We start from the raw sequence: 22,960 nt of genomic DNA on the forward strand, positions 1-22,960 counted from the left end.
GCGGCCGCCAGCCGGTTCGCGGTGTCGTCGAAGCTGAGCAGCATCGCCGCACGCCCGTCGCCGAACAGCGCCAGCGTGTCCTGCCAGCGGGTGCCGAGATAGCCCGGCTGGAACGGCTCCAGCGCGCCGAGCGCCTTCAGCTTCTCGGAGGCCTGGACGAAGGGCGCACCGGCGAACCCGTCGTTCTCGCCGGCCTTGGCGGCCTTGAAGGCGGCCCCGCCGCCCTCGCGAAGCGCGAGGTAGGACCAGTAGAAGTGGATCGGCCACTTGTCGCCGCCGCCGCCCGCGATCGGGGTGATGCCGGCGGCCTTCAACTTCTGCACGGCGCCGGTGAAGTCGTTCCAGGTGTGGATAGCACCGGCGTCGACGCCGGCCTTCTCGAACAGCGTCCTGTTGTAGAAGAAGCCGACCATGCTCATCTTCAGCGGCACGCACAGCGTCTTGCCGTCGATCGTCGCGCCTTCCATGGCGGCGGGCAGGTAGCTCTTCGCCCAGGCCCCGCTATCGGCCTGCATGCGCTCGGTCAGGTCCTGCACCGCGCCGGCCTCAGCCTGCGCCTTCAGGACGCCGCCGGTCCAGCTGTAGAAGAGATCCGGCGCGTCGTCGCTCTGCAGCAGCGTCGGCAGCTTCGCCTTGAACGCTTCGTTCTCCAGAAACTGCAGGTCGATCTTAACCCCCGGATGACTCGCCTGGTACTGGTCCGCGAGCTGTCGCCAGACCGCGACGTAGCGCGGGTTGGTGTCGACATGCATGAGGCGGACGGTGGTGTCCGCCCGTGCGGGCGAACCCGCGAGCAGCAGCGTACCCGCCATGCCGATCATGACCGCCCCACGGCCGAAGCGCTTTCTCAAGGCATGCAGCATCGTTTCCTCCCACGCGGCCTATTTTTCTCGCGTACCGGATTTAATAAGGTTCGCTCGATGTCGCTCTGTCAACCCGTTTGGCGCTAAAGATCGGCAATCCCCTTACGACATGCCTGATTTGTCGCCATTGACATCCGGCGGCCGCTCGATTTATTCCGCAGTCCGAAATTATCTCCGGGGCCGGACATGAAGACGGGCGATCCGGAACTGATGCGCGAGATCAATCGGTTCCACATCCTGGACCTGATCCGCCGTCACGGGCCGATCGCGCGCGTCGAGATCTGCGCCCGAGGCGACCTCTCGTCCACCACGGTCTCGGCCATCACGGGCGCGCTGATCGAGGACGGCATCGTCCAGCCCGTACCGGTCGGCGGCATTCACGAGTCGGCGGCGCGCGGCCGGCCGCGCGTCATGTTGCAGCTCAACCCCAGCGCCGCGCGCGTCGTGGGCCTGCGCGTCGGACCGCATGGCATCGCGGCGGCGGTGACCGACTTCCGCGGCGAGGTCCTGTCCAGCCTGGAAGTGCCGGTACGCGTCAGGCGCCAGCCTGTGACGGTGGTGGCGGACCTCGCCGAGGACGCGGTGCGGCGCGTCGTGGTGGACGCCGCCCTGACGCTGCGCGACGTCGACAGCATCTGCGCCACGCTCCCCGGCATCGTCGAGTACGGAACGGGGCTCGTGCGCGCCAGTCCGATATTCGCCGAACGCGACGTCCTGTTCGGTGAGGCGCTCAGCCGCCGGCTCGACATCCGCACCGTCGTGGAGAGCGACGCCAACGCCATCGCGCTCGCCGAGCACTGGTTCGGCGGCTGCCGGGACCTCGGCGATTTCGCCGTCCTGTTCCTGGAGCAGTCGATCGGCCTCGGCGTCATGCATGACGGGCGGCTCTTCCGCGGCGCGCATGGCCTCAGCCACGACATCGGCCGCATGGTGCTCGGCACGGACGCGCGAGGGGCGCTCGTCCGGCTGGTCGACGTCGCCTCCGAAACCGCGGTCCTCACGGCCTTCGAAGCCGACCCCGTGGTGCGCGACGCCGCCCGCGCCGGCCTCGGCCTCCGCCACGCGGTGGAGCGGCTGGGACAGACCGGCCTCGCGGCGCCGCCGCTCGTGACCGAGGCCGGCCGCGCCATCGGCATCGCCGTCGCCAACGTCGCGACGCTGTTCGCGCCGCCGCGGATCATCCTGTCCGGCTCGCTGCTCGGGTTCGGTGCGCCGCTCGTCGAGGCCATTTCCGCCGGCTTCGCGGAAGCGGTGGCGGAACCGCTGGCCGAAGTCACCGAGATCCTGACCGATCCGCCGCGGGGCGCCGCCAGGCTCGGCCAGGGCGCCGCAGCGGTGGCGCTCTGCGAACTCTACGGCTCGCCTTGGAACACGACCGGCCCCGTCCGCCCCGGCTGACCGCCGCCCCGATCGAGAAGGAACGTCCCATGAAGCCCGTCGGCATCGGCATCATCGGCTGCGGCAACATCAGCGCCGCCTATCTGAAGGCCGCGAAGAGCTTCCCCGTTCTCGCGATCAGGGCGCTCGGCGATCAGCGGCGGGAAGCTGCGGAAGCGCGCGGGGCGGAGTTCGGCATTCCGGTGTCTTCCGTCGAGGACATCCTGGCGGACCCGCAGATCGAGATCGTCCTGAACCTCACCATCCCGGCGGCGCATGTGGAAGTCGGCCTTCGCGCGGTCGAGGCCGGCAAGCACGTCTATGGCGAGAAGCCGCTCGGCATCGATTTTCGCGATGCGACGCGCCTCACGGCGGCAGCCGCGCAGCGCCGCCTGCGCGTCGGTTCCGCGCCGGACACGTTCCTCGGCGGCGGGCACCAGACGGCGCGCGAGTTCCTGGATGCCGGACGTCTGGGCCAGCCGGTCGGCGGCACGGCCTTCTTCATGTGTCCGGGCCATGAGCGCTGGCATCCGGATCCCGCTTTCTACTACGAGCGGGGCGGGGGCCCGATGCTGGACATGGGGCCCTATTACATCACCGATCTCGTGAACCTCCTCGGCCCCGTCGCCCGCGTCGCCGGCCTCTCGCCGGAGCCGCGCGCGACGCGCACGATCACCAGCCAGCCGCGGAACGGCGAGACGATCGCGGTCGAGGTCGCGACGCATGTCGCCGGCGCGCTGCAGTTCGCGAACGGTGCGGTGGTCAACATGGCGATGAGCTTCGACGTCGCCGCCCACAAGCACGTGCCGCTGGAAGTCTACGGCACGGAGGGCTCGCTGCTCGTTCCGGATCCCAACCACTTCGGCGGCGAGGTCGCGTTTCTGCCGAAAGGCGGCGAATGGACGCCCGTGCCGGTGGAACTTCCCTACGCGGACGGCAACTACCGCTCGCTCGGCCTCGCCGACATGGCGGCGGCGATCCGCCAGGAGCGGCCGCACCGCGCGAGCGGCGATCTCGCGCTCCATGTTCTCGAAGTGATGGAAGCCTTCGGCCGCTCGAACGAGACCGGGCGTTTCATCGAGATCGAAACGCGGCCCGAGCGCCCCGAACCGCTCGGGCGCGACGCGCCGCTCGACCGCTTGTGAACCGAAATCCGAGGAGGGAAACCATGAAGGAAGCGCTGATCGTCTGGGGCGGCTGGGCCGGGCACGAGCCGGAACAGGGCGCGGCCGTGGTGAAGGCGATGCTGGAGGGGGAGGGCTTCAAGGTCTTCACCGAAACGACCACCGAAGCCTTCGCCGACCCCTCCATCCGCGACCTGTCGCTGATCGTGCCGATCGTCACCATGGCGAAGATCGAGAAGGAGGAACTGGCGAACCTGTCGGCGGCGGTCAGGGGCGGCGTCGGGCTCGGCGGCTACCACGGCGGCATGGGCGACAGCTTCCGCGATCAGCCGGAATACCAGTTCATGGTCGGCGGCCAGTGGGTCGCCCATCCCGGCAACATCATCGACTACCGGGTGGACGTGACGCGCCCCGACGACCCGGTGATGCAGGGGATCGCGAGCTTCCCCTACCGCTCCGAGCAGTACTACATGCATGTCGACCCGTCGAACGAGGTCCTGGCGACGACGCGCTTTTCCGGCGAGCACGCCGAATGGATCGACGGCACGGTGATGCCGGTGGTCTGGAAGCGCCGCCACGGCAAGGGACGCGTCTTCTACTCCTCGCTCGGCCATGTCGCGGCCGAGTTCGAGGTGCCCGAGATGCGCGAGATCCTCCGGCGCGGCCTCGTCTGGGCCGCGGCATAGCCGCCGGGCGCATCGCATCGTCCGGCGATCGCGCCATGACCGATGGACATTGCATCGTAACCGATCGAAAGTGATCGGGCTTACCGGCTTGGGTCGGCATGCATCGGTCGGCAGCGACATCGGAGTGGAGGCTTCGCGCTGGTCGGTCGGAAAAAGATGGGAGGACGGATTTTGCTGATCACCAGACGCGCCTTCGTCGGCGCCTTGTTCGCGGCAACCGCGCTGGCGACCTACGCGCCGGCCTTCGCGCAGGAAGAGCCGATCAAGATCGGCTTGTCCGGCCCCTATACCGGCGGCTCGTCGGCGATGGGCGTCTCGATGCGCGACGGCGTGCGTCTCGCGGCCGCCGAGATCAACGCGAACGGCGGCGTGCTCGGGCGCCAGATCCAGCTCGTGGAGCGCGACGACGAGGCGAAGAACGAGGTCGGCGCGCAGGTCGCCCAGGAACTGATCGACAAGGAGGAGGTCGTCGCGACGCTCGGCTTCATCAACACCGGTGTCGCGCTCGCCGCCCAGCGCTTCTACCAGGAGGCCGAAATCCCGGTCTTCAACAACGTCGCGACGGGCACGGTGATCACCAACCAGTTCGCGGCTCCCGACTACGACGCCAACTACGTCTTCCGCAACTCCGCCTACGACGTGCTGCAGGCCGGGATGATGGCCGACGAGGCGCTGGCGAGGGGCCACAAGAACATCGCGATCCTCGCGGATTCGACGAACTACGGCCAGCTCGGGCGCGAGGACCTCGAAAAGTATCTCGATGCGAAAGGCCTCAAGCCGGTCGCAGTGGAGAAGTTCAACATCAAGGACGTCGACATGACGGCACAGCTGCTGAAGGCGCAGCAGGCCAATGCCGACGTGATCCTCGCCTACGGCATCGGGCCGGAACTCGCGCAGATCGCCAACGGCATGGCCAAGCTCGGCTGGCGCGTGCCGATGATCACCTCCTGGCCCGCCTCGATGCAGAGCTTCATCGACATCGCCGGGGCGAACGGCAACGGCGTGATCATGCCGCAGACATTCATCGAGGACGAGACGCTGCCGAAGCGCAAGGCGTTCCTGGAGAGCTACTACAAGACCTACAACGTCAAGAAGATCCCGACGCCCGTCGCCGGCGCGCAAGGCTACGATTCGATGTACCTGATGGCGGCCGCGATCACCCAGGCCGGCTCGACGGACGGACCGGCGATCCGCGAGGCGCTGGAGAACCTCAACTCGACCGTGGAAGGCGTGGTGACGACCTACAACAAGCCCTTCACCGCCACGGATCACAACGCGATCTCGCGCAACATGGTGGTGTTCGGGCGGGTGCAGGACGGCAAGATCGTCTACGACAAGGAAGAGGATGCGAAGAACGCCGGCGTCGTGCGCGTGAAGGAGGCGAGCGCGAACTGATCGTACCCCCGCGCGGGGGCGGCCGGATCGGCGCCGGTCCGCTCACGCGCCGGGCCGGGGCGACGCGAAACATGGGTTCGCCATGACCATTCTTCTGCAGCTCGTCGCCTCGGGCGTCGCGATCGGCATGATCTACGCCGCGATCGCCTTCGGCTATCAGCTGACCTTCGCGACCTCGAAGACGCTGAACTTCGGGCAGGGCGAGGCGCTGGCGCTCGGCGCCCTGTTCGGGCTGACGCTGGTGCCGTTCACCGGCTACTGGCTGATGCTTCCGCTGGTGCTCGTCTTCGGCTTCGCGCTCGGCGCGGTGGTGGAGCGGCTCGCCGTGCGGCCCGCCGTCCGGATCAAGTCCGAGTACGGCTGGATCATGGCGACGATCGCGCTCGGCATCATCTTCCGGAACCTCGCCGAGAACATCTGGGGCCGGGACGATCTGCGCTTTCCTTCGCCGCTTCCCGAGACGGCGATCCAGCTCGGCGGCATCCGCGTCCTGCCGATGGAACTCCTCATCGTCGGCGGGGCGCTCCTGATGATGCTGCTGGTGGAGCTCTTCAACCGCAAGTCGATCTGGGGAAAGGCGGTGGTCGCCACCTCCAACGACATCGACGCGGCCGGGCTGATGGGGATCGACACCAAACGCGTCATCACCCTGTCCTATTCGGTCAGCGCTATGACCGCGGCTTTCGCCGGCGTCCTCGTCGCGCCCGTGACGCTGACCGGCGCGACGATGGGCGCGGTGCTGGCGCTGAAGGCCTTCGCGGTGGCGATCATCGGCGGCCTCGAATCGGGTATCGGCGTCATCGTCGGGGGCCTGATTCTCGGCGTCGCCGAAACGCTGACCGGCTTCTACGTCTCGACCGGCTACAAGGACGTCCCCGGCCTGATCCTCCTGCTCGTCGTTCTTTCGATCCGCCCGGTCGGCCTGTTCGGCAAGGCCGCGGTCAACAAGGTCTGAGCATGGCCAGGCGAACCATCGAGCCTCACCGGGAGCGGATGCGATGACGCCATCGACCCTCGCCCCGGCGATCGCGCCGGAACGCAGCGGGGAAGCCGCAGGCGTCGTCCGTCATCTCGGCTCTCTCGGCGCCGCGCTGCTCGTCGTCTTCCTCATCGCGTTTCCGCTGGTGGTGCCGGGCAACTACTACGTCCACCTCGTCACCGTGATCGCGATCTACGCGATCCTGATCCTCGGCCTCGACATCGTCGTCGGCTACACGGGCCAGGTCAGCCTCGGCCATGCCGGGTTGTTCGGGATCGGCGCCTATGCGGCCGCCGTCCTGTTCATGAAGTTCAAGCTCGGCATCTGGTTCGGGCTCGTCGCCGGCATCGGCGTCACGTCCGCCTTCGGCCTCGTCCTGGCGGTGCCGGCGCTGCGCGTCACGGGTCCCTACCTCGCGATGGTGACGCTCGCCTTCGGCACGATCATCCAGATCTTCATCAACGAGCTGACGCCGCTCACCAACGGCCCGCTCGGCATCACCCTGCCGCCGCCGCGCGTCCTCGACTTCGCGAGCTTCGGCATCGCGCCGCCCTGGGGCGCGGCCGGACGCCGGCTCGAATTCTACTACCTCGTCTGCCTCGCGCTCGTTCTCACGATCCTCGTCGTGAACCACGTGGTGCGCTCGCCGTTCGGCCGCGCCTTCGAGGCCCTGCGCGACAGCCCGATCGCCTGCGACTGCATGGGTGTCAGCGTCTATCGCTACAAGGTCTACGCCTTCGCGATCTCCGCCGGCCTCGCCGGCCTCGCCGGTGCCCTGTTCGCCTGGTCGGAGCGCTACGTCGCGCCGAACTCCTACGGTTTCGAACTGACCGTGCTGTTCCTGCTCGCCGCGACGATGGGAGGGCGGAAATCGCGTGCCGGCCCGCTGATCGGCGCGGCGATCATCGTCCTGATGCCGAACATCCTCGCCGACATCGCGCTGGTGCGGATCATGGCCGGCGTCATCGCGCTCGCGGCGCTCGCGGTCGGCACGCTGGCGTGGCTGCGCCGGCGCGAGAACCGCTATGCCGTTCTCGTGCCGGTCGCGCTCTGCATCCTGTTCTTTCCGGCGACCCTCGCGATGGATTCCGTCACGGATTTCCGCCTCACGGTCTTCGGGCTGATGATCCTGTTCGTGGTCTATTATCTGCCGGACGGGATCGTCGGATACCTCCGCGACAAGATCCCGGCGCTTCGGCCGGCGCATACCGGCGCGGGCAGGGCGGTCGGAACGGACGGCGAAGCGCTGCCGACGCGAGGCGTGGATGCGGCGCCGGCCGACCCGCTGCTCCGGGTCGACGCGGCGCTGATGCAGTTCGGCGGCCTCAAGGCCCTTGCCGGGGTGGACCTCGCGGTTCGTCCGGGAACGATCCACGGCCTGATCGGTCCGAACGGGTCCGGCAAGAGCACGATGATGAACGTCCTGACCGGCATCTACGTGCCGACCGGCGGCGCCGTGACGCTTGCGGGCTCGACCGGGCCCCGGCGCCTCGACGGCCTGACGCCGTCCCGGATCGCGAAGGCCGGCGTCGCCCGGACGTTCCAGAACGTCCAGCTTTTCCGCGAGATGACGGCTCTGGAGAACGTGCTCGTCGGACTGCACCACACCTTCGCCGGCAACCTCGCGGATACGATCTTCGGCACGCCGCGACGCCGCCGCGAGGAGCGTGCCGCGCGCCGCCGCGCCGCGGCGATCCTCGACTTCGTCGGGCTGGGAGCCGTCGCGCAGGTGGAGGCGCGCAACCTGCCCTACGGCAGGCAGCGCCTCCTCGAGATCGGCCGCGCGCTCGCCCTCGATCCGGTGCTGCTCCTTCTCGACGAGCCGGCCGCCGGCCTGACGTCGCCCGACATCGCCGACCTCAGCGCGATCATCCGCAAGATCCGCGATGCCGGCATCACGGTCATTCTGATCGAGCATCACATGGATGTGGTGATGGGCCTCTGCGACCGCGTCTCGGTGCTCGACTTCGGCCACAAGATCGCGGAAGGGCCGGCGCGCGAGGTGCAGCGCGACCCGAAGGTTGTCGAAGCCTATCTCGGCAGTCCGGTTACGGACGACACGGCGCAGGCCGCCCATGCTTGAGGTCGCCGACCTTTCGGCCGGCTACGGCCAGATCGAGGTTCTGCACGGCCTGTCGTTCCGCGTTCCCCAGGGCCAGGTCGTGACGCTGATCGGCTCCAACGGCGCAGGCAAGACCACGACGATGCGCACGCTCTCCGGCATGATCCGCCCGCGCTCCGGCTCGATCCGCCTCAAAGGCCGCGAGATCGCCGGCCTCGACAGCCATGTGGTGGCGCGTGCGGGCCTCGCGCATTCGCCGGAAGGCCGCCGCGTGTTCCCGTCGCTCAGCGTCGAGGACAACCTGACGCTCGGCGCCTTCCCGCGCCTGACGGGCTCCCGCGCGAAGGGTGACGTCGCGGCCGACCGCGAGCGCGCCTTCGCACTCTTCCCGCGCCTCAAGGAGCGGCGCGCGCAGCCCGCGGGAACGCTGTCCGGCGGCGAGCAGCAGATGCTTGCCATGGGGCGGGCTCTGATGCTGCGGCCCGAGGTCCTTCTGCTCGACGAACCGTCCATGGGGCTCGCTCCGAAGCTCGTCGAGGAGGTCTTCAACATCATCCGCCGACTGAAGGAGGAGAAGGTGACGATGCTGCTCGTCGAGCAGTTCGCCCTGGCGGCGCTCGGCGTCGCCGACTACGGCTACGTTCTCGAGAACGGCCGGATACGCTTCGAGGGACCGGCCGCCCAGCTGAAGGAGGATCCGGCCGTTCGGTCCGCCTATCTGGGAAGTCATTGAGGCACGGCATCGTCACCCGGGGCGAGCGGCTTTGGGTCCCGAACCGGCGGGTCTCGACATGAGCCATTTGAAGCCCGACGTCGAACTGGCTGCCTTTCCTGGGCGAGCCGGCTTCCGGTCCCGGACGCCGGACGTCCGTCGTGCCACGCCTTTGGAGTTCCGTGGCTGCCTGAAAGACACCGCCGTCGAAGCGCCTGTCGTCTCGCGCTGTACGAATCGCGCCACGCGTCGGCGCATGCCCTCGGGGCGCCTGTGCCCGAATATTGCTGCAGTCGCGGCGTTTCTTGAAAGTCCTTGGAGAAGAGGGGTAGCCATGCGCAAGGCGGTTGAATTCGCTCTGGCGGCCGCGTGCCTGCTGGTTCCGCAGTCGGCCGGTGCCCAGACGGTAACGAACATGCCGGTCCTGAAGGGGCTGGCGCCGGTGACGGTCCTGTCGAAGACCTATGCGGGCCGCGCTGCCCTCGGCGCGAACCTTTCCGTCACCGGCGGCATCCAGACGGGCGCGATCCGCCAGCCGACGCTGCTGCCCTTCGCCGAGCAGCAGGGGCAGGCGTTGCGCGACGCCTTCATCACCGACGGCAATCTTTCCCAACTCGCCGACGGGCTCGGCACGACGCTCGGCGCGGCCTACCAGGCGCGTGCCCATTACAACGACCGCGAGCGCTTCACCAACGTGTCGCCGGCCGTCGCCGACCTCATCGCCTACACCAACGCGACGACCGGCGCGGACTCCAACTCCGGCAAATACTTCTTCGCCAACCTCACCACCGACGGCAAGGCGGCCGTGTCGGAAGAGGCGAAGGCAATCCTCTCCGGCAACGGCGGCGCGCCCGACCCCTTCGGCCGCGCTTACCACAAGCCGGGCGGCGGCCCCGGGGCGGATGCCTACGGCGACTCCCGGCCTTTCCAGACCGAACCGAGTGTCCTGCCGATCGTCGGGCCCGACTATTTCGGCGCGCCCGCCGGCAACCTCGTCTACAACCAGGGCCCGATTTCGGACCTGACCGACAGTCCGTCCTATCCCAGCGGCCACACGACCTACGGCTATATGGGCTCGATCCTGCTCGCCGTGCTCGTGCCGGAGCGCTACCCGGAGATGATGGCGCGGGGGGCCGAATACGGCAACGACCGCATCATCATGGGCGCGCACTACGCGATGGACGTGCTCGGCGGGCGGACGCTCGCGACCTACGACCTCGCGCATCTCCTCGCCAACGATCCGGCTTATCTCGGCCGCACCCTGAAGGGCGCGCCGGCGATCGGGGACTACCGGGCGGTGGTTCAGGCCGCCCGCGCCGACATCGTCAAGGCCATGGAAACGGGCTGCGGCAATCCGATCGCAACCTGCGCCAGGGAGGATATCGGCCGCTTCGCGGACGCCGCGGCGAACGAGGCCTTCGCCGCCTCGACGCAGACCTACGGCCTGCCGGTGGTCTACCCGCAGAACGCGAACAGGCTGGAGGATGTCAACGCGATCGCGCCGGAAGCCGGCAACCTCCTGACCGCCGCTTTTCCAGCCCTGAGTCTGGAGGAGGCGAACCGCATCCTCACCGAGACCGAAGGACCGGGTGGCGGCTTCCTCGACGACGGCTCGGCCTTCGGCGTCTATTCCCGCCTGAACCTCTACGCCGCAAGCAAGCGGGCCGCGGCTCTCGCCGTGGAAAAGGAGAAACCGAAAGGCTGACGCGGCAGCCATCTTAGCGCTGCCACGAAGTAAGCCAGCTCACCAGGATTTCGTGGTTTCTGCAGCAATATCCGTCGCTTTCCCGACCTGCCTAGCCGCCGCAAGCGCGCTTCATGGGAGACTTCGCGCGAGACTCGACACGGCATCGCCGCGTCGTATGTTCGGTTGAAAGACGTACGAGGTGTCGGGAACCGCCGGGCTGATCGCCCTGCTTCTGTGGGGCATTCACATGGTCACGAGCGGCGTTCAGCGAGCCCGGATGATCGGCGCCCTGCGGATCGGGCTGAAGACGCGTGCCCGGCCCTTCCTCACGGGCATGGAGGTCACCAGCCCAGCGCCGCTTCGACGCTTCCCCAGCCGGAATGGACACCAGCGAGGTACCGGATCCAGCCGGCATCCCTACGGGGCTGGACATCGTCGGCGGCGACGTCGTGGAGGTCGCGCCGCAGCACGACACCGCCACGAACACCACACAGGTGCTGTTCGTCATTCTCTGGCCGATGGTGGGCGTGCACTGCGCATGGTTTCCCGGAGGCTCCAGTCCTTGCGAGAATGGAGCCGTCACGGAGGGAGTACCGCCTGCTAGGACCAATCCCCATTCAGGTTTTCATTGGGGCTGAGCGTTGATTCAAAGCGTTCCGGGTTTGTTGATCCAGGGCGGCTTGTTGGGCGTGAAGCGCTTCGAACTGAACGAGGCACAGTGGCAGCGGATCGCGCCTTTGCTGCCGGGCAAGGTGGGCGATCCTGGCCGCAGCACGGCTGACAACCGTTTGTTCGTGAACGGGGTCTTGTGGGTTCTGCGTTCCGGCGCCTTTTGGCAGCACCTGCCCGAGCGCTACGGCAAATGGAAAAGCGTTCACGCCCGCTTCAGCCGCTGGGCCAGGGCGGGGGTTTGGGAGAAGGTGTTTGCGGAACTGATCCAAGACCGAGACAACCAGTACCTGATGCTCGACACGACGCTGGTGCGCGTTCATCAGCAGGCGGCGAGCGGAAAAGGGGGGCCAGGGATCAGGCGCTGGGGCGTTCCCGAGGCGGTTTGACGACCAAGGTCCATATGCTGTGCGACACGTTCGGCCGACCGTTGCGCTTCCTGCTCACCGCCGGCCAGCGGCATGACAATCTCGCCGCCAAAGCGCTGCTCGACGGCTTCCGGGCCGAGGCCGTGCGGGCTGATAGGGCATACGACAACAACGACCTGCGGCAGACCATCGCCGCCATGAACGCCGAAGCGGTCATCCCGTCCACCCGATCCCGCAAAGTCCCGATCCCACACGACGCGGCGATCTATCGGTACCGCAACCGCATCGAGCGCTGCTTCAACAGGCTCAAGCACTTCCGTCGCTTCGCAACCCACTACGACCGCAAGGCCACCCACTTCGCCGCCTTCGTCCACATCGCCGCAATCTGCCTCTGGCTGCGGTGAATGTGGATTCGTCCTAGCCAAGCCGGCAGCCGTGGCAATGCGCGGCCAGTGGGCATCAGTTCTGTGTCCTGGCTTCCGGCCGACTTCAACCACTCATATCGAAGCGCGTCGACGGTTCGGCAGCGTCTCATGAGCCGTCGTGCTGAGCTGGAAACTATTTTCCGCTGATCGATGCGAGGTGCATGAGCGCTGGGTCCTGACGGAAACCTCGCCGCCTTATTTAGATGAGTGATGGTGTAACTGATCGATGGACGTGCGAAAGTGTAACAAACACGACGCGCCGAACCATACCGGCTCACTCGGCAACGCACGTCTCGCGCCGGATTTCTTTCGACTGCGACCGCTCTAGGCTTGAATGACTGCTGAAGGTGGAAAATTTCCAATCCGCTTTGGAGCGCCAAGCCGACAGAAGGAGACACTCGGTCAGTGCCTGCGGCTGCGCTTCTGCACTCGACGGCGACCGCTACGCGATGCCATGCCGTCGAACGATACCCGGCGAAGTTCTAACGGTCGTCGGGCTTGACCGGCTAGGTCTGACCGGCATCTTCGCGCCAACTGCAAAGGCCGAAGCGCTGCGGCGGAGGATGGCGACGTTCGAGTTCACCGGCGGCATCACGCACCTTCGCGACGAGCTGGCACAGCGTATCGTCGACGCCGTCCGGATGAAGATGGGACTTCCGGTAAGTGCCCTTTCCGGTCGTACGAGCAGGTGCGCCGATTTCCGGCGAGCGGACATGCGACGGCACGGGAGCGGCTAAAGATCGCTTGACAGGTATTGGGGCCTGATCTCCTCATGACGTTTCGGAACATCCGGATACGTTCGCCCCGCCAGAAGGGCGAGCCGGGGGGAGCATGGCGGTTGCGGGTGTCCTCAGCTTCGAGGGCGTCGAGAAGGCGTTCGGCGGCACGCAGGCGCTGCGCGGCGTCAGCTTCGACGTCGCGCGCGGCGAGATCGTCGCGCTGCTCGGCGAGAACGGCGCCGGCAAGTCGACGCTGATCAAGATCCTCGGCGGCATCCACAAACCCGACGCCGGCCGCGTCGCCTTGGACGGCGCACCCTATCACCATGTCGCCAAGGGCAGCGACCAGCAGGTCGCCTTCATCCATCAGGATCTCGGGCTGATCGAATGGATGACGGTCGCCGAGAACGTCGGACTGGCGCGCGGCTATCCGCGCTCAGGATTGCTCCGCACCATCGACTGGTCGTCCACCGCCCGCATGGCGCGCGAAGCCCTGTCGCTGGTCGGCTGCGACATCCATCCCGATACCCGCGTCCAAGCCTTGAGCCGAACGGAGAAATCGCTGGTCGCGATCGCCCGCGCGCTGGTCGTGCGCTGCGACTTCCTCGTGCTCGACGAGCCGACCGCAAGCCTGCCGGCGGACGAGGTCGAGAAGCTGTTCGTCGCCATGCGCGCTCTGAAGCATCGCGGCGTCGGCATGATCTACGTGTCGCATCGCCTCGACGAGATTTTCCGCGTCGCCGACCGCGTCGTGGTGCTGCGGGACGGTCGCAAGGTCGCGGAGGACGCCGTCGCGGCGACGACCGCCGACAAGCTGGTCGGCCTCATCGTCGGCAGAAGTACCTTCGACGCCTTCGAGCGGACGGAGCGGCGCGCTGGCGCCGCGCGCGTCGCGGTGCGGGGCGTGCGGACCGAACGCGCCGGACCGGTCGAGTTCGAGATCCGTCAGGGCGAACTGCTCGGGCTCGTCGGCTTGCGGGGCGCCGGTCAGGAGGAGATCGGCCGCGCCTTGTTCGGCGCCATACGGCACGACGGGACCGTGACGCTCGACTGCAAACCCCTCGACCTGTCCTCGCCGCACGCGGCGCTCGGGCAGGGCGTCGGCTTGATGGCGCGCGACCGCGCCGAGGAGTCGGTCGCGCTCCCGCTCAGCGTACGAGAGAACGCGTTCCTCAACCCTGCGGCTGGCGGGCGAGGTTTGTGGTCGGTGCTGCCGCCCCGGACCGAAGCCGCGCGCGCCGCCGCGCTCGGCCGCTCGGTTGGATTGCGGCCCAACATGCCCGACCTCGCGGTGGAAGGGCTTTCCGGCGGCAACCAGCAGAAGGTGGTGGTCGGGCGCTGGCTCGCCACCCGGCGGCGGCTCCTGATCGCCGAGGACCCGACGGCGGGAGTCGACGTGGGCGCCAAGGCCGAGATCTACGGGCTTATCGCGCGGGCGCTCGACGAGGGGCTCGCAGTGTTGGTGGTCTCGACCGACTTCGAGGAAGTCGCGCACATCTGTCACCGCGCCCTCGTGTTCGGCCGCGGCCGGATCACCCACGAGCTCGTCGGGCCGGCCTTGACGCTGGAAGCCCTGATCCTGGCGGCGTCCGCCTCCGAAGCCGCCTGAAAGGAGTGCGCCGATGGCAACCAACTCGGTGAAGTCGAACGCGCTGGAGCCGACGCAGGCCGAGCTGGCGCATCTCACCTCATCCGCGCGCCTCGCCCGCCTCGTGCCGGTCTACGGTCTCGTCATCCTGGCGGTGCTGCTGGCGCTGTTCTTCTCGGCTCTGCTGCCGAACACCTTCCCGACCCTTCTGAACCTGCGCTCGATCGTCGCCGACAAGTCGATCATCGCCATCCTGTCGCTGGCCGTGATGATCCCGATGGTCACCGGCAAGATCGACCTCACCGTCGGCTACGGCATCGTGCTCTGGCATATCCTCGCCATCAGCCTGCAAGTCTGGCTTGGGCTGCCGTGGCCGATCGCGGTGCTCGTCGTCGTCCTGCTCGGAGCCCTGGTCGGCCTCGTCAACGGCCTTCTCGTCGAGGTGGCTCAGATCGACAGCTTCATCGCCACACTCGGCACCGGCACTGTGCTCTACGCCATCGCCATGTGGCATTCGCAGGGGCGCCAGATCATCGGCGCGCTGCCGGACGGCTTCTTCGCCTTGAATACCACGCGGCTCGCCGGGATGCCGATCACCGGCTTCTACGTCCTGGCGCTCGCCATCACGCTCTGGTTCGTGCTCGAATACCTGCCGGTCGGCCGCTACTTCTATGCCATCGGCGCCAATCCCAAGGCGGCGGCGCTGAACGGCATTCCGGTCAGGCGCTACACGGTCGCCGCCTTCGTCGCCTCCGGCACCCTGACGGCGGCAGCCGGAGTGATCCTCGCCGCGAAGCTCAGGATCGGTCAGGCGAGCGTCGGCCTCGAATTTCTCCTGCCGGCTCTGGTCGGGGCGTTCCTCGGCTCGACCACGATCAAGCTCGGGCGGGTCAACGTCTGGGGGACCCTCGTCGGCGTCGTCATTCTCGCCATCGGTATCGCAGGCATCCAGCAGCTCGGCGGCTCCTTCTGGGTCGAGCCGATGTTCAACGGCCTGACGCTGCTCATCGCCATCGGCATCGCCGGCTACGCGCAGCGAAAGCGCGGCGCGTCCGCAGCGCGCCTGCCGCGCCGAGCAGACAGCCGCAGCGCCTCCGCGTTGCGGACAACTGGGGAGGAAGCACAACGATGAAGACGATACTGCTGGGTGGCGTCGCCGCCTTTGTTCTACTCGCGCCGGCCAGCAGTCTGGCGGACGAGTTCATGGACGCGGCGAAGGCGAAGGTCGAAGCCGCGACGCAGAAGGCCGGCGCCTGGGACGGACCGACGACGGGACCGAAGGCGGCAACCGGCAAGACGGTCGTCTACGTCGCAGGCGACCTGAAGAACGGCGGCACGGAAGGCGTATCGCGCGGCGTCGAGGAAGCCGCGAAGGCGATCGGCTGGACGCTCAGGGTGATCGACGGCCGGGGCGAGATCTCGGGACGCACCGCCGCTCTCAACCAGGCCATCGCGCTGCAGCCGGACGGCATCATCGTCGGCGGCTTCGACGCGATCGAGCAGAACGCCGCGCTCGCCGGCGTGAAGGAGGCGAACATCCCGTTCGTCGGCTGGCACGCGACCATCGAGCCCGGCCCGGACGCGCAGACCGGCATGTTCGCCAACGTCAACACCCGCATCGCCGACGTGGCCGAAACGGCGGCCGACCTTGCGATCGTCGAATCGGGCGGCAAGGCCGGCGTCGTGATCTTCGGCGACTCGACCTACGCGATGGCGATCGGCAAGGCGCGGATGATGGAGGCGCAGATCAAGAAATGCGGCGGCTGCGAGGTGCTGACGCTGGAGGACTCGCCGATGGCGGAAGCCTCGACCCGCATGCCGCAGCTCACCACGGCGCTCCTGCAGCGCTTCGGCGACAAGTGGACCCATTCGCTGGCCGTCAACGACCTCTACTACGACTTCATGAGCCCCGGCCTCGCCTCGGCCGGCAAATCGGGCAGCGACGCGCCGCACAACATCTCGGCCGGCGACGGCTCGGAATCGTCGTTCCAGCGCATCCGCTCCAAGCAGTTCCAGATGGCGACGGTGCCCGAACCGTTGCATCAGCAGGGCTGGCAGCTGATCGACGAGCTTAACCGGGCGTTCGGCAACCAGCCCTGGTCGGGCTATGTATCCGGCATCCACCTCGTCACGGCGAACAACGTCGCCTTCGACGGCGGTGCCGACAACGTCTTCGATCCCGACAACGGCTACCGCGACGTCTACCGGAAGATCTGGGGCGTCAAGTAACGCCTCGGCCCGGCGTCCGGCTCCCTCGGCAGCCTCTGAACAGCCGTCGTCCAGTTCGGTAGTCGATGCTGATCGACGGTCTTCATGTCGCCGCAAGGAGTCGTCCCGGCTGCGACCGTCGCAGAAACCGCTCGATCGGAAGCCTGTTCAGCGCTGTTGAAGTCGTTGGACACTGTTGGTCCTGAAGCTCGACAGGACATACGAGAGAAGCGGCCAGACCAGGAGGGCGAGGGCGAGCACCATCAAGGTCGCGACAAGCCCGTTCGACCAGAAGATCGACGCCGAACCGCCCGACAGGATCATCGACTGCCGGAAGGCGTCCTCGGCCTTGTCGCCGAGCACCATGGCGAGGACGAAGGGCGCGATCGGATAGTCGAGGCGCTTGAAGACGTAGCCGACGACGCCGAAGCCGACGGCCAGCCAGACGTCGAAGGGCGCGCTCGCGACCGTGTAGGCGCCGATGAGGCAGACCACGATGATGATCGGCCCGATGATCGCGAAGGGGATGCGCAGGATCGAGGCGAAGAGCGGCACCGTCGCGAGCACCAGCACCACCGCGATGATGTTCGACAGGTACATCGAGGCGATGAGACCCCAGACGAAGTCGGGCTGCTCGGTGAACAGGAGCGGCCCCGGCTGCAGGCCCCAGATCATCAGGCCGCCCATCATCACGGCCGCCGTCGCCGAGCCCGGCACGCCGAGCGCCAGCATCGGCAACAGCGCCGAGGTGCCGGCGGAATGGTCGGCGGTTTCGGGCGCGACGACGCCTTCCGGCTCGCCCTTGCCGAAGTTCTGCCGGTAGCGGCCGAAGCGGCGGCCGAGGCCGTAGCTCATGAAGGAGGCCGCGGTCGGCCCGCCCGGCGTGATGCCCATCCAGACGCCGATCACGGCCGAGCGCAGGAACGTCACCCAGTAGCGCGGCAGGCGCGCGAGCGAGCGGAACACCTCGCGGATGTCGATCTTCGAGGCGACGCCGCGAAACTTCAGGTCCTCCTGCACGGTGAGGAGCAACTCGCCGATACCGAAGAGGCCGATCACCGCGACGAGGAAGGACACGCCGCGCAGGAGGTCGTTGAGGCCGAAGGTGAGGCGCAGCGCGCCCGACACGGTGTCCATGCCGACGGTCGCGAAGGACAGGCCGACGAGCAGCGAGACCGCCGTCTTCATCGGGTCGGCGCCGCCGAGCCCGATGAACGAGGCGAAGGCGAGAAGGTAGATCGCAAAGAACTCGGGCGACGAGAAACGCAGCGCGAAGTCGGCGATCCAGCCGGCGAGGAAGGTGATGACGAGGACGCCGACGAGCGCGCCGAGGCCGGCGGAGAAGAAGGCGGTCGACAACGCCTCGGTGGCTCGGCCCTGCTGCGCCATCGGGTAGCCGTCGAAGGTGGTCGCGACGGATGACGGCTCGCCGGGGATATTGAACAAGATCGAGGTCGTCGAGCCGCCGAACAGCGCGCCCCAGTACATCGACGACAAGAGGATGATCGCCGACACCGGGTCCATGGAGAAGGTCAGCGGCAGCAGCAGCGTCACGCCGTTCGGGGCCCCGAGGCCGGGCAGGACGCCGACCAGGATGCCGAGCAGCACGCCGACGACGATGATGCCGACGTGGTAGAGCGAAAAGGCGACCGTGAAGCCGTGAAGCAGCAGGGAAAAGTCGGCCATCGCTGCAGCTCCTAGTAAAGGCCGACCAGCGGCATCAGGACGCCTTTCTCCAGCGGCACCTGAAACCAGAACTCGAAGATCAGGTAGAACGCCGCCATCAGGGCGACGGAGATCAGCGCACCCTTCCAGAGCGGCACCCGCCCGAGGATCCACATCGAGACGACGAGGAAGAGCACGGCAGCGATGTAGAGGCCGAGCCAGGGAATGAGCGCGGCTGCCGCCGCCGTCGGCACGAATACCGACGCGATGCGCTTCAGCGCGCCGGCTTCGAAGAAGCGACGGTCGAAATCGGCCTCGGTTTCGGTCGGGCTCGAAGCGTCCGCCGCCGCGAGGGCCGCGGCTCGATGCCGGCGGCCGGTCAGGCCGTAGCGCACGGCGATCGCAAGGCCGAGCGCGACGATGATCGCGCCGATGCGGAACGGAAAATACCCGGCCGTCGGCCCGGTTTCCGCCCAGCCGATACCGTTCTCCAGGCTGCCGTAGCACACGACGGCCCCGAAGATGCTCAGCGCGAGGCCGGTCCCGACCTCCATGTGGCGGCGCGTCAGCATCCCGCCTCCGTTCGGTAAGATATCAGGAAACAGCCGGACGGAGCGCGGCCGCAAGGCCGCTTCCGTCCGGCGAGCGGCGGCGCGTCAGTCGACGAGCCAGCCGTCCTTCTCGAACTGCGGGCGCAGCTGTTCGGTGTTCTGCTTGATGTACTGCTGCATCTCGTCGCCGGCGACGAAACGGCCGGTCTGGGACGTCGTCTTCAGGTAGTTCTGGAATTCCGGCGTTTCCGAAACCTTCTTCAGCATCGCGGCGTAGTAGGCGACGGCGTCCGGCTGGACCTTGCCCGGCATGAACACAGTGCGCGGCTGCTGGTAGGCGGTCTGGATCGGCAGACCCTGCTCCTTGCAGGTCGGAATGTCGTTCCAGCTCATGTCGGCCGTCATCTTGGTCTTGTCGGCGAGCCGTTCGGTCGACATCACGCAGAGCGGCCGCACCTGGCCTGCACGCCACTGTCCGGTCGTCTCGGCCGGGTTGTCGGTGTTGGCGTCGATGTGCTTGCCGGCGAGCTGCGTCGCGGCTTCGGCACCGGACTTGAAGGGAACGTAGGTGAACTGCGCCCCGGTCGCGGCCTCGATCTGGCGAACCAGCGTCTGATCGGTGTCCTTCGATTGCGAACCGCCGAACTTGATCTTGCCCGGCTCGGCCTTCGCGGCCGTCACCATGTCCATGATCGTCTTGTAGGGCGCGTCGGGCTGCACCCAGACGATGAACTCGTCGAAGGCGAGGACCGCGACGGGCGTCAGCTCCTCGCCCTTGTAGCCGACCTTGGTGACCAGCGGCAGCACCCACTCGTTGTTGGTGCCGGTGACCAGCTTCTGGGCATCGCCCTGGTAGCCCTTGGCGTAGATGAAGGCCTCGACGCCCGAGCCGCCGCCCTTGTTGACGACGACGACGTTGGTCGGGTTGAGGTCGTGCTTCTGGATCGCCGCCTGGATCTGGCGAGCGAAGGTGTCGCTGCCGCCGCCGGCATTGCCGGACACGACCAGCTCCACCGGGCGGCGCGGCGCCCACTCGGCGGAAGCGGGAGCCGCCGCGAGCGCCACGAGCGCCGTGCAGGCTGCGAGTAAGGTCTTCATACGATCCTCCCTGGATACGTGACGGCCGATCGTCGGCCGGATGATTGTTTCGGCGTTCCCGCGGGCCGTCCTTCCCGGCCGCGCCGAACGAACGTCCGGTTAATCGGTCCTCTGTCGCTCCAGGCGATCGGCGACGACGCTCGCGCAGAGCGCGAGAGACACGGCACCCGCGTCGGGATGGCCGATGGACCGGGCCGCCAGCGGACGAGCGCGACCTAGCCTCGGCGTCATCGGCGCAGTCGCCTCCGCCGCTTGTGTCGCGGCATCGGCAGCCCGGCGCCAGGCGGCGGCCAGCGGCTCGCCGGCTTCGATCCCGCGGGCGAGCGTTTCCACGAAGGGAACGAGCGCGTCGACCAGCGTCTTGTCGCCCACCTGGGCTCGCCCAAGCCGCATCACCCGATCGCGTGCTTCGCGCGCGCCTGCAGCGACGTCGGCATCTCCCGGCTCGGCCTCGTCGGACAGTTTGGCGGCCCAACCGCGCAGGAGAAGACCCCAGATCGCACCCGACGTGCCTCCGGCCCGGTCCGCCCACGCGTCGGCGGCCTCTTCCAGCAGGCTGCGTGCGCCTGCGCCGGCGCCGGCCGCGCGTTCCGCGGCTTCCAGAGCGGCGGTCGCACCGCGGCGCATGCCCTGGCCGTGGTCGCCGTCGCCGGCCAGCGCGTCGAGCTGGCCGAGTTCATGCTCCTTCTCCCGCAGCATCGCGGCGATCGCGCCGAGATGCGCAAGGATGCGGGCCGCGCCTTCGCGCGACGCCTCGCTCGCCGCCGGGAAGGCCCTGGCCGCTTCCGCCTCGTCGCGAACGGGCGCGGCGGGGCTCGTCTCGATCGTCGCGCCACGGCGCATGGCGGCAGCGTCGCAGGGCGCGAGCCACAGCGGTTCGAGCTCGTCGTCGAGAAAGGTCAGCGTCAGCGAGCAGCCGGCCATGTCTAGCGAAGTGACGAGCTCGCCGGCCTCCGGCTCGACCAGCGTCACGCCGGCCTCGGCAAGCTGGTCCGCGACGTGCGTCCAGAGCACGAACAGCTCCTCGTACTTCGTCGCGCCGAGACCGTTGAGGATCGCCGCGGCGCGCCCGTTCCAGCCGTCCGGGCGCTCGGCGAGCAGCTTGTCGACGAGGAGGGCGGCCAAGTCCGACGCCGACGCCGCCGGCTCCTCGCTGACGCCCGGCTCGCCGTGGATGCCGAGGCCGACGCCCATCTGGCCCTTCGGAACGGTGAACAGCGGCTCCTTGGCGCCCGGCAGCGTACAGCCGGCGAAAGCCACGCCGAGCGAGACGGTGCGCTCGTTGGCGCGTTCGGCCAGCCGCAGCACCTCGTCGATATCGGCGCCGGTCTCGGCGGCGGCGCCGGCGATCTTGAACACCGCGACGTCGCCCGCCACGCCGCGGCGCTTGCGCCGCTCGTCGGGTCCGGCGCTCGCCAAGTCGTCCACCACCGCCAGGATGCGAGCGTCGATGCCTTCGCCGCGCAGACGCTCGGCCGCCGCGCCGAAGTTGAGGACGTCGCCCGCGTAGTTGCCGAAGCCGAACACGACGCCCATGCCACGGTCGGCGAGGCGGCCGATCCGAGCGATGCCTTGCGTCGAGGGCGAGGCGAAGACGTCGCCGCAAACGGCGGCGTCGCCAAGGCCCGGCCCGACATAGCCGAGAAAGGCCGGGTAGTGCCCGGACCCGCCGCCGATCACCAGCGCGACCTTGGCGGATCGCGTTTCGGCGGCGCGCACCGCGCCGCCCGCGACGCGCTGCACGTGGCGGGGATGGAGACGGCAGAAGCCGTCGAGGGCGGTGGCCGCGAAACGTTCGGGATCGTCGTGGATGCGGGTCATGCCGTCGCCACCGAAGTCGCTCGAAGGATGCGGCGAAGGTAGTCTCGGTTCGCCGCGCAGACGCTGAGACCGTCGCCGCCGTAATGTTCCAGAAGGAATGCGCTGCGGAAGCCGGCCTGTAGCGCCATGCGGACGGCGGCGCGGTAGTTGATGACACCGAACTCCATCGGGGCCGGCGAGGACATCACGGTCCCCGTCGTTTCGTCCTCCAGCCGGTAGTAGTTCTTCGCGTGCCAGTAGCCGGCGAAGGGCGCGAGCTTCGCCATCATCGACTGCCAACCTTCAACCGGGCGATGCAAACGCACCAAGTTGCCGAGATCGCAGTTGAGCTTGACGTTCGCGAGATCGACCTCGGTCACGAAGCGAACCGCCGAGTCGGCGGTGCCGAGATAGGTGTCCTCGTACATCTCCAGCGCCACCTCGACGCCGTTCTCGCCGGCATGACGGCCGAGCTCGCGGATGCGCTCCACCGCCATTTTCCACACCGCCGGATCGTCCGGGTTGACGACGCCGGGGGCGGTCCAGAACCAGAGCGCCTTCTTTTGCGCGTCCGACAGCGGGCCGAAGAAGCCGAAGGACACGGCGGACGCCCCGATCTTCGCCGCCGTGTCGACGAGGCGGTGACCGTAGGCGAGGAATTCATCGCCTTTCTCCGGATCGATCACGCTGCGCCGGGCCGTCGAGATCGCTGGGATCGACAGCCCGAGCGAGCGGGCGACGTCCATGAACTCGGCGAGGCGCGACGGCTCCAGATCGGCGATCCGAATCCAGGAGTCGGTCGGATCGACGTGGCTGAAGCCGGCGCCGGCGACTTCGGCGAGCGCTTCGGCCCATTCTTCCGGCCGCTGGTCCTGAACGGTGCGGCCGTCGGGAAGCGCGTTCTGCCGATGGATCATCGCCGAGGCGATCGGCCAGGTTTCCGGAGCGTAGGGCAGGTTGGTGGTGCTGGACATCGAGGGAAAC

General features: G+C 68.1%; 19 protein-coding genes and 1 pseudogene. 13 read left to right on the plus strand and 7 right to left on the minus strand.

What is annotated here, in order from left to right:
• Nucleotides 1-863: ABC transporter substrate-binding protein (locus F6X38_RS13845; protein WP_150970527.1), on the minus strand; the 863-nt coding region annotated here is incomplete at its 3' end.
• Between the two features lie 186 nt (nt 864-1,049).
• Here F6X38_RS13845 and F6X38_RS13850 point away from each other — a divergent pair.
• The 10 genes and pseudogenes from F6X38_RS13850 to F6X38_RS13895 all read left to right on the plus strand — a co-directional run bounded on the left by F6X38_RS13850 (nt 1,050) and on the right by F6X38_RS13895 (nt 12,326).
• Nucleotides 1,050-2,261 carry an ROK family transcriptional regulator gene (locus tag F6X38_RS13850; RefSeq protein WP_150970529.1) on the plus strand — a complete coding sequence of 404 codons (1,212 nt, stop codon included), beginning with the start codon at nt 1,050-1,052 and terminating at the stop codon, nt 2,259-2,261.
• A 29-nt stretch (nt 2,262-2,290) separates the two neighbouring features.
• Nucleotides 2,291-3,385, plus strand: a complete 1,095-nt coding sequence (locus F6X38_RS13855; RefSeq protein ID WP_150970531.1) for a Gfo/Idh/MocA family protein — start codon at nt 2,291-2,293, stop codon at nt 3,383-3,385.
• A gap of 23 nt (nt 3,386-3,408) precedes the next feature.
• A complete protein-coding gene (locus F6X38_RS13860; RefSeq protein WP_150970533.1) occupies nt 3,409-4,050 on the plus strand; it encodes a ThuA domain-containing protein in 642 nt (213 codons plus the stop codon).
• A gap of 156 nt (nt 4,051-4,206) precedes the next feature.
• A complete protein-coding gene (locus F6X38_RS13865) occupies nt 4,207-5,445 on the plus strand; it encodes an ABC transporter substrate-binding protein (protein ID WP_150970535.1) in 1,239 nt (412 codons plus the stop codon).
• 82 nt (nt 5,446-5,527) lie between these two features.
• A complete protein-coding gene (locus F6X38_RS13870; RefSeq protein WP_150970537.1) occupies nt 5,528-6,400 on the plus strand; it encodes a branched-chain amino acid ABC transporter permease in 873 nt (290 codons plus the stop codon).
• 43 nt (nt 6,401-6,443) lie between these two features.
• Nucleotides 6,444-8,507, plus strand: coding sequence for a branched-chain amino acid ABC transporter ATP-binding protein/permease (locus F6X38_RS13875; RefSeq protein WP_150970540.1), 2,064 nt, complete (start codon nt 6,444-6,446; stop codon nt 8,505-8,507).
• A complete protein-coding gene (locus tag F6X38_RS13880; protein WP_150970542.1) occupies nt 8,500-9,219 on the plus strand; it encodes an ABC transporter ATP-binding protein in 720 nt (239 codons plus the stop codon). Before F6X38_RS13875 ends, F6X38_RS13880 begins: the two co-directional genes overlap by 8 nt.
• A gap of 313 nt (nt 9,220-9,532) precedes the next feature.
• Nucleotides 9,533-10,903: a phosphatase PAP2 family protein gene (locus F6X38_RS13885; protein WP_202617979.1), complete on the plus strand. Its 1,371-nt coding sequence runs from the start codon at nt 9,533-9,535 to the stop codon at nt 10,901-10,903.
• A gap of 362 nt (nt 10,904-11,265) precedes the next feature.
• Nucleotides 11,266-11,523, plus strand: a complete 258-nt coding sequence (locus F6X38_RS24300) for a hypothetical protein (RefSeq protein WP_425482863.1) — start codon at nt 11,266-11,268, stop codon at nt 11,521-11,523.
• Nucleotides 11,524-11,637: 114 nt separating this feature from the next.
• Nucleotides 11,638-12,326: pseudogene (locus F6X38_RS13895) on the plus strand (IS5 family transposase).
• Nucleotides 12,327-12,853: 527 nt separating this feature from the next.
• Here the strand turns inward: F6X38_RS13895 and F6X38_RS23420 are convergent.
• Nucleotides 12,854-13,072 carry a hypothetical protein gene (locus F6X38_RS23420; protein WP_161992754.1) on the minus strand — a complete coding sequence of 73 codons (219 nt, stop codon included), beginning with the start codon at nt 13,070-13,072 and terminating at the stop codon, nt 12,854-12,856.
• Between the two features lie 106 nt (nt 13,073-13,178).
• Here F6X38_RS23420 and F6X38_RS13900 point away from each other — a divergent pair, with 106 nt between their 5' ends.
• From F6X38_RS13900 to F6X38_RS13910, 3 genes are read left to right on the plus strand one after another with little or no spacing between them, the layout of a single operon-like run.
• Nucleotides 13,179-14,675 carry a sugar ABC transporter ATP-binding protein gene (locus F6X38_RS13900; RefSeq protein ID WP_150970544.1) on the plus strand — a complete coding sequence of 499 codons (1,497 nt, stop codon included), beginning with the start codon at nt 13,179-13,181 and terminating at the stop codon, nt 14,673-14,675.
• Between the two features lie 13 nt (nt 14,676-14,688).
• Nucleotides 14,689-15,786: an ABC transporter permease gene (locus F6X38_RS13905; protein WP_150970546.1), complete on the plus strand. Its 1,098-nt coding sequence runs from the start codon at nt 14,689-14,691 to the stop codon at nt 15,784-15,786.
• The gene (locus F6X38_RS13910) at nt 15,783-16,883 is read left to right on the plus strand and encodes a substrate-binding domain-containing protein (protein WP_150970548.1); all 1,101 of its coding nucleotides are present in this window, start codon (nt 15,783-15,785) and stop codon (nt 16,881-16,883) included. Before F6X38_RS13905 ends, F6X38_RS13910 begins: the two co-directional genes overlap by 4 nt.
• A gap of 147 nt (nt 16,884-17,030) precedes the next feature.
• Here F6X38_RS13910 and F6X38_RS13915 read toward each other — a convergent pair whose 3' ends face one another.
• The 5 genes from F6X38_RS13915 to F6X38_RS13935 form a co-directional block, all read right to left on the minus strand.
• Nucleotides 17,031-18,548 (minus strand): tripartite tricarboxylate transporter permease, encoded by a 1,518-nt coding sequence (locus tag F6X38_RS13915; protein ID WP_150970550.1) that lies wholly within the window; start codon nt 18,546-18,548, stop codon nt 17,031-17,033.
• Nucleotides 18,549-18,559: 11 nt separating this feature from the next.
• Entirely contained in the window at nt 18,560-19,099 is a 540-nt protein-coding gene (locus tag F6X38_RS13920; protein WP_150970552.1) for a tripartite tricarboxylate transporter TctB family protein, read from the minus strand.
• Between the two features lie 84 nt (nt 19,100-19,183).
• Entirely contained in the window at nt 19,184-20,176 is a 993-nt protein-coding gene (locus F6X38_RS13925; RefSeq protein ID WP_150970554.1) for a tripartite tricarboxylate transporter substrate binding protein, read from the minus strand.
• Nucleotides 20,177-20,275: 99 nt separating this feature from the next.
• Nucleotides 20,276-21,997 carry a dihydroxyacetone kinase family protein gene (locus F6X38_RS13930; RefSeq protein WP_150970556.1) on the minus strand — a complete coding sequence of 574 codons (1,722 nt, stop codon included), beginning with the start codon at nt 21,995-21,997 and terminating at the stop codon, nt 20,276-20,278.
• A complete protein-coding gene (locus tag F6X38_RS13935; protein WP_150970558.1) occupies nt 21,994-22,950 on the minus strand; it encodes a sugar phosphate isomerase/epimerase family protein in 957 nt (318 codons plus the stop codon). The genes F6X38_RS13930 and F6X38_RS13935 overlap by 4 nt, the downstream gene beginning before the upstream one ends.
• Nucleotides 22,951-22,960: the final 10 nt, after the last annotated feature.

It is taken from the genome of Plantimonas leprariae (assembly GCF_008802405.1).
Lineage (GTDB): Bacteria > Pseudomonadota > Alphaproteobacteria > Rhizobiales > Rhizobiaceae > Plantimonas > Plantimonas leprariae.

Excerpts from the sequence above, each read along its gene's own strand:
- F6X38_RS13850 (WP_150970529.1), top strand. The coding sequence starts at position 1,050 with ATGAAGACGGGCGATCCGGAACTGATGCGCGAGATCAATCGGTTCCAC.
- F6X38_RS13855 (WP_150970531.1), top strand. The coding sequence starts at position 2,291 with ATGAAGCCCGTCGGCATCGGCATCATCGGCTGCGGCAACATCAGCGCC.
- F6X38_RS13860 (WP_150970533.1), top strand. The coding sequence starts at position 3,409 with ATGAAGGAAGCGCTGATCGTCTGGGGCGGCTGGGCCGGGCACGAGCCG.
- F6X38_RS13865 (WP_150970535.1), top strand. The coding sequence starts at position 4,207 with ATGGGAGGACGGATTTTGCTGATCACCAGACGCGCCTTCGTCGGCGCC.
- F6X38_RS13870 (WP_150970537.1), top strand. The coding sequence starts at position 5,528 with ATGACCATTCTTCTGCAGCTCGTCGCCTCGGGCGTCGCGATCGGCATG.
- F6X38_RS13875 (WP_150970540.1), top strand. The coding sequence starts at position 6,444 with ATGACGCCATCGACCCTCGCCCCGGCGATCGCGCCGGAACGCAGCGGG.
- F6X38_RS13880 (WP_150970542.1), top strand. The coding sequence starts at position 8,500 with ATGCTTGAGGTCGCCGACCTTTCGGCCGGCTACGGCCAGATCGAGGTT.
- F6X38_RS13885 (WP_202617979.1), top strand. The coding sequence starts at position 9,533 with ATGCGCAAGGCGGTTGAATTCGCTCTGGCGGCCGCGTGCCTGCTGGTT.
- F6X38_RS24300 (WP_425482863.1), top strand. The coding sequence starts at position 11,266 with ATGGACACCAGCGAGGTACCGGATCCAGCCGGCATCCCTACGGGGCTG.
- F6X38_RS13900 (WP_150970544.1), top strand. The coding sequence starts at position 13,179 with ATGGCGGTTGCGGGTGTCCTCAGCTTCGAGGGCGTCGAGAAGGCGTTC.
- F6X38_RS13905 (WP_150970546.1), top strand. The coding sequence starts at position 14,689 with ATGGCAACCAACTCGGTGAAGTCGAACGCGCTGGAGCCGACGCAGGCC.
- F6X38_RS13910 (WP_150970548.1), top strand. The coding sequence starts at position 15,783 with ATGAAGACGATACTGCTGGGTGGCGTCGCCGCCTTTGTTCTACTCGCG.
- F6X38_RS13915 (WP_150970550.1), bottom strand. The coding sequence starts at position 18,548 with ATGGCCGACTTTTCCCTGCTGCTTCACGGCTTCACGGTCGCCTTTTCG.
- F6X38_RS13920 (WP_150970552.1), bottom strand. The coding sequence starts at position 19,099 with ATGCTGACGCGCCGCCACATGGAGGTCGGGACCGGCCTCGCGCTGAGC.
- F6X38_RS13925 (WP_150970554.1), bottom strand. The coding sequence starts at position 20,176 with ATGAAGACCTTACTCGCAGCCTGCACGGCGCTCGTGGCGCTCGCGGCG.
- F6X38_RS13930 (WP_150970556.1), bottom strand. The coding sequence starts at position 21,997 with ATGACCCGCATCCACGACGATCCCGAACGTTTCGCGGCCACCGCCCTC.
- F6X38_RS13935 (WP_150970558.1), bottom strand. The coding sequence starts at position 22,950 with ATGTCCAGCACCACCAACCTGCCCTACGCTCCGGAAACCTGGCCGATC.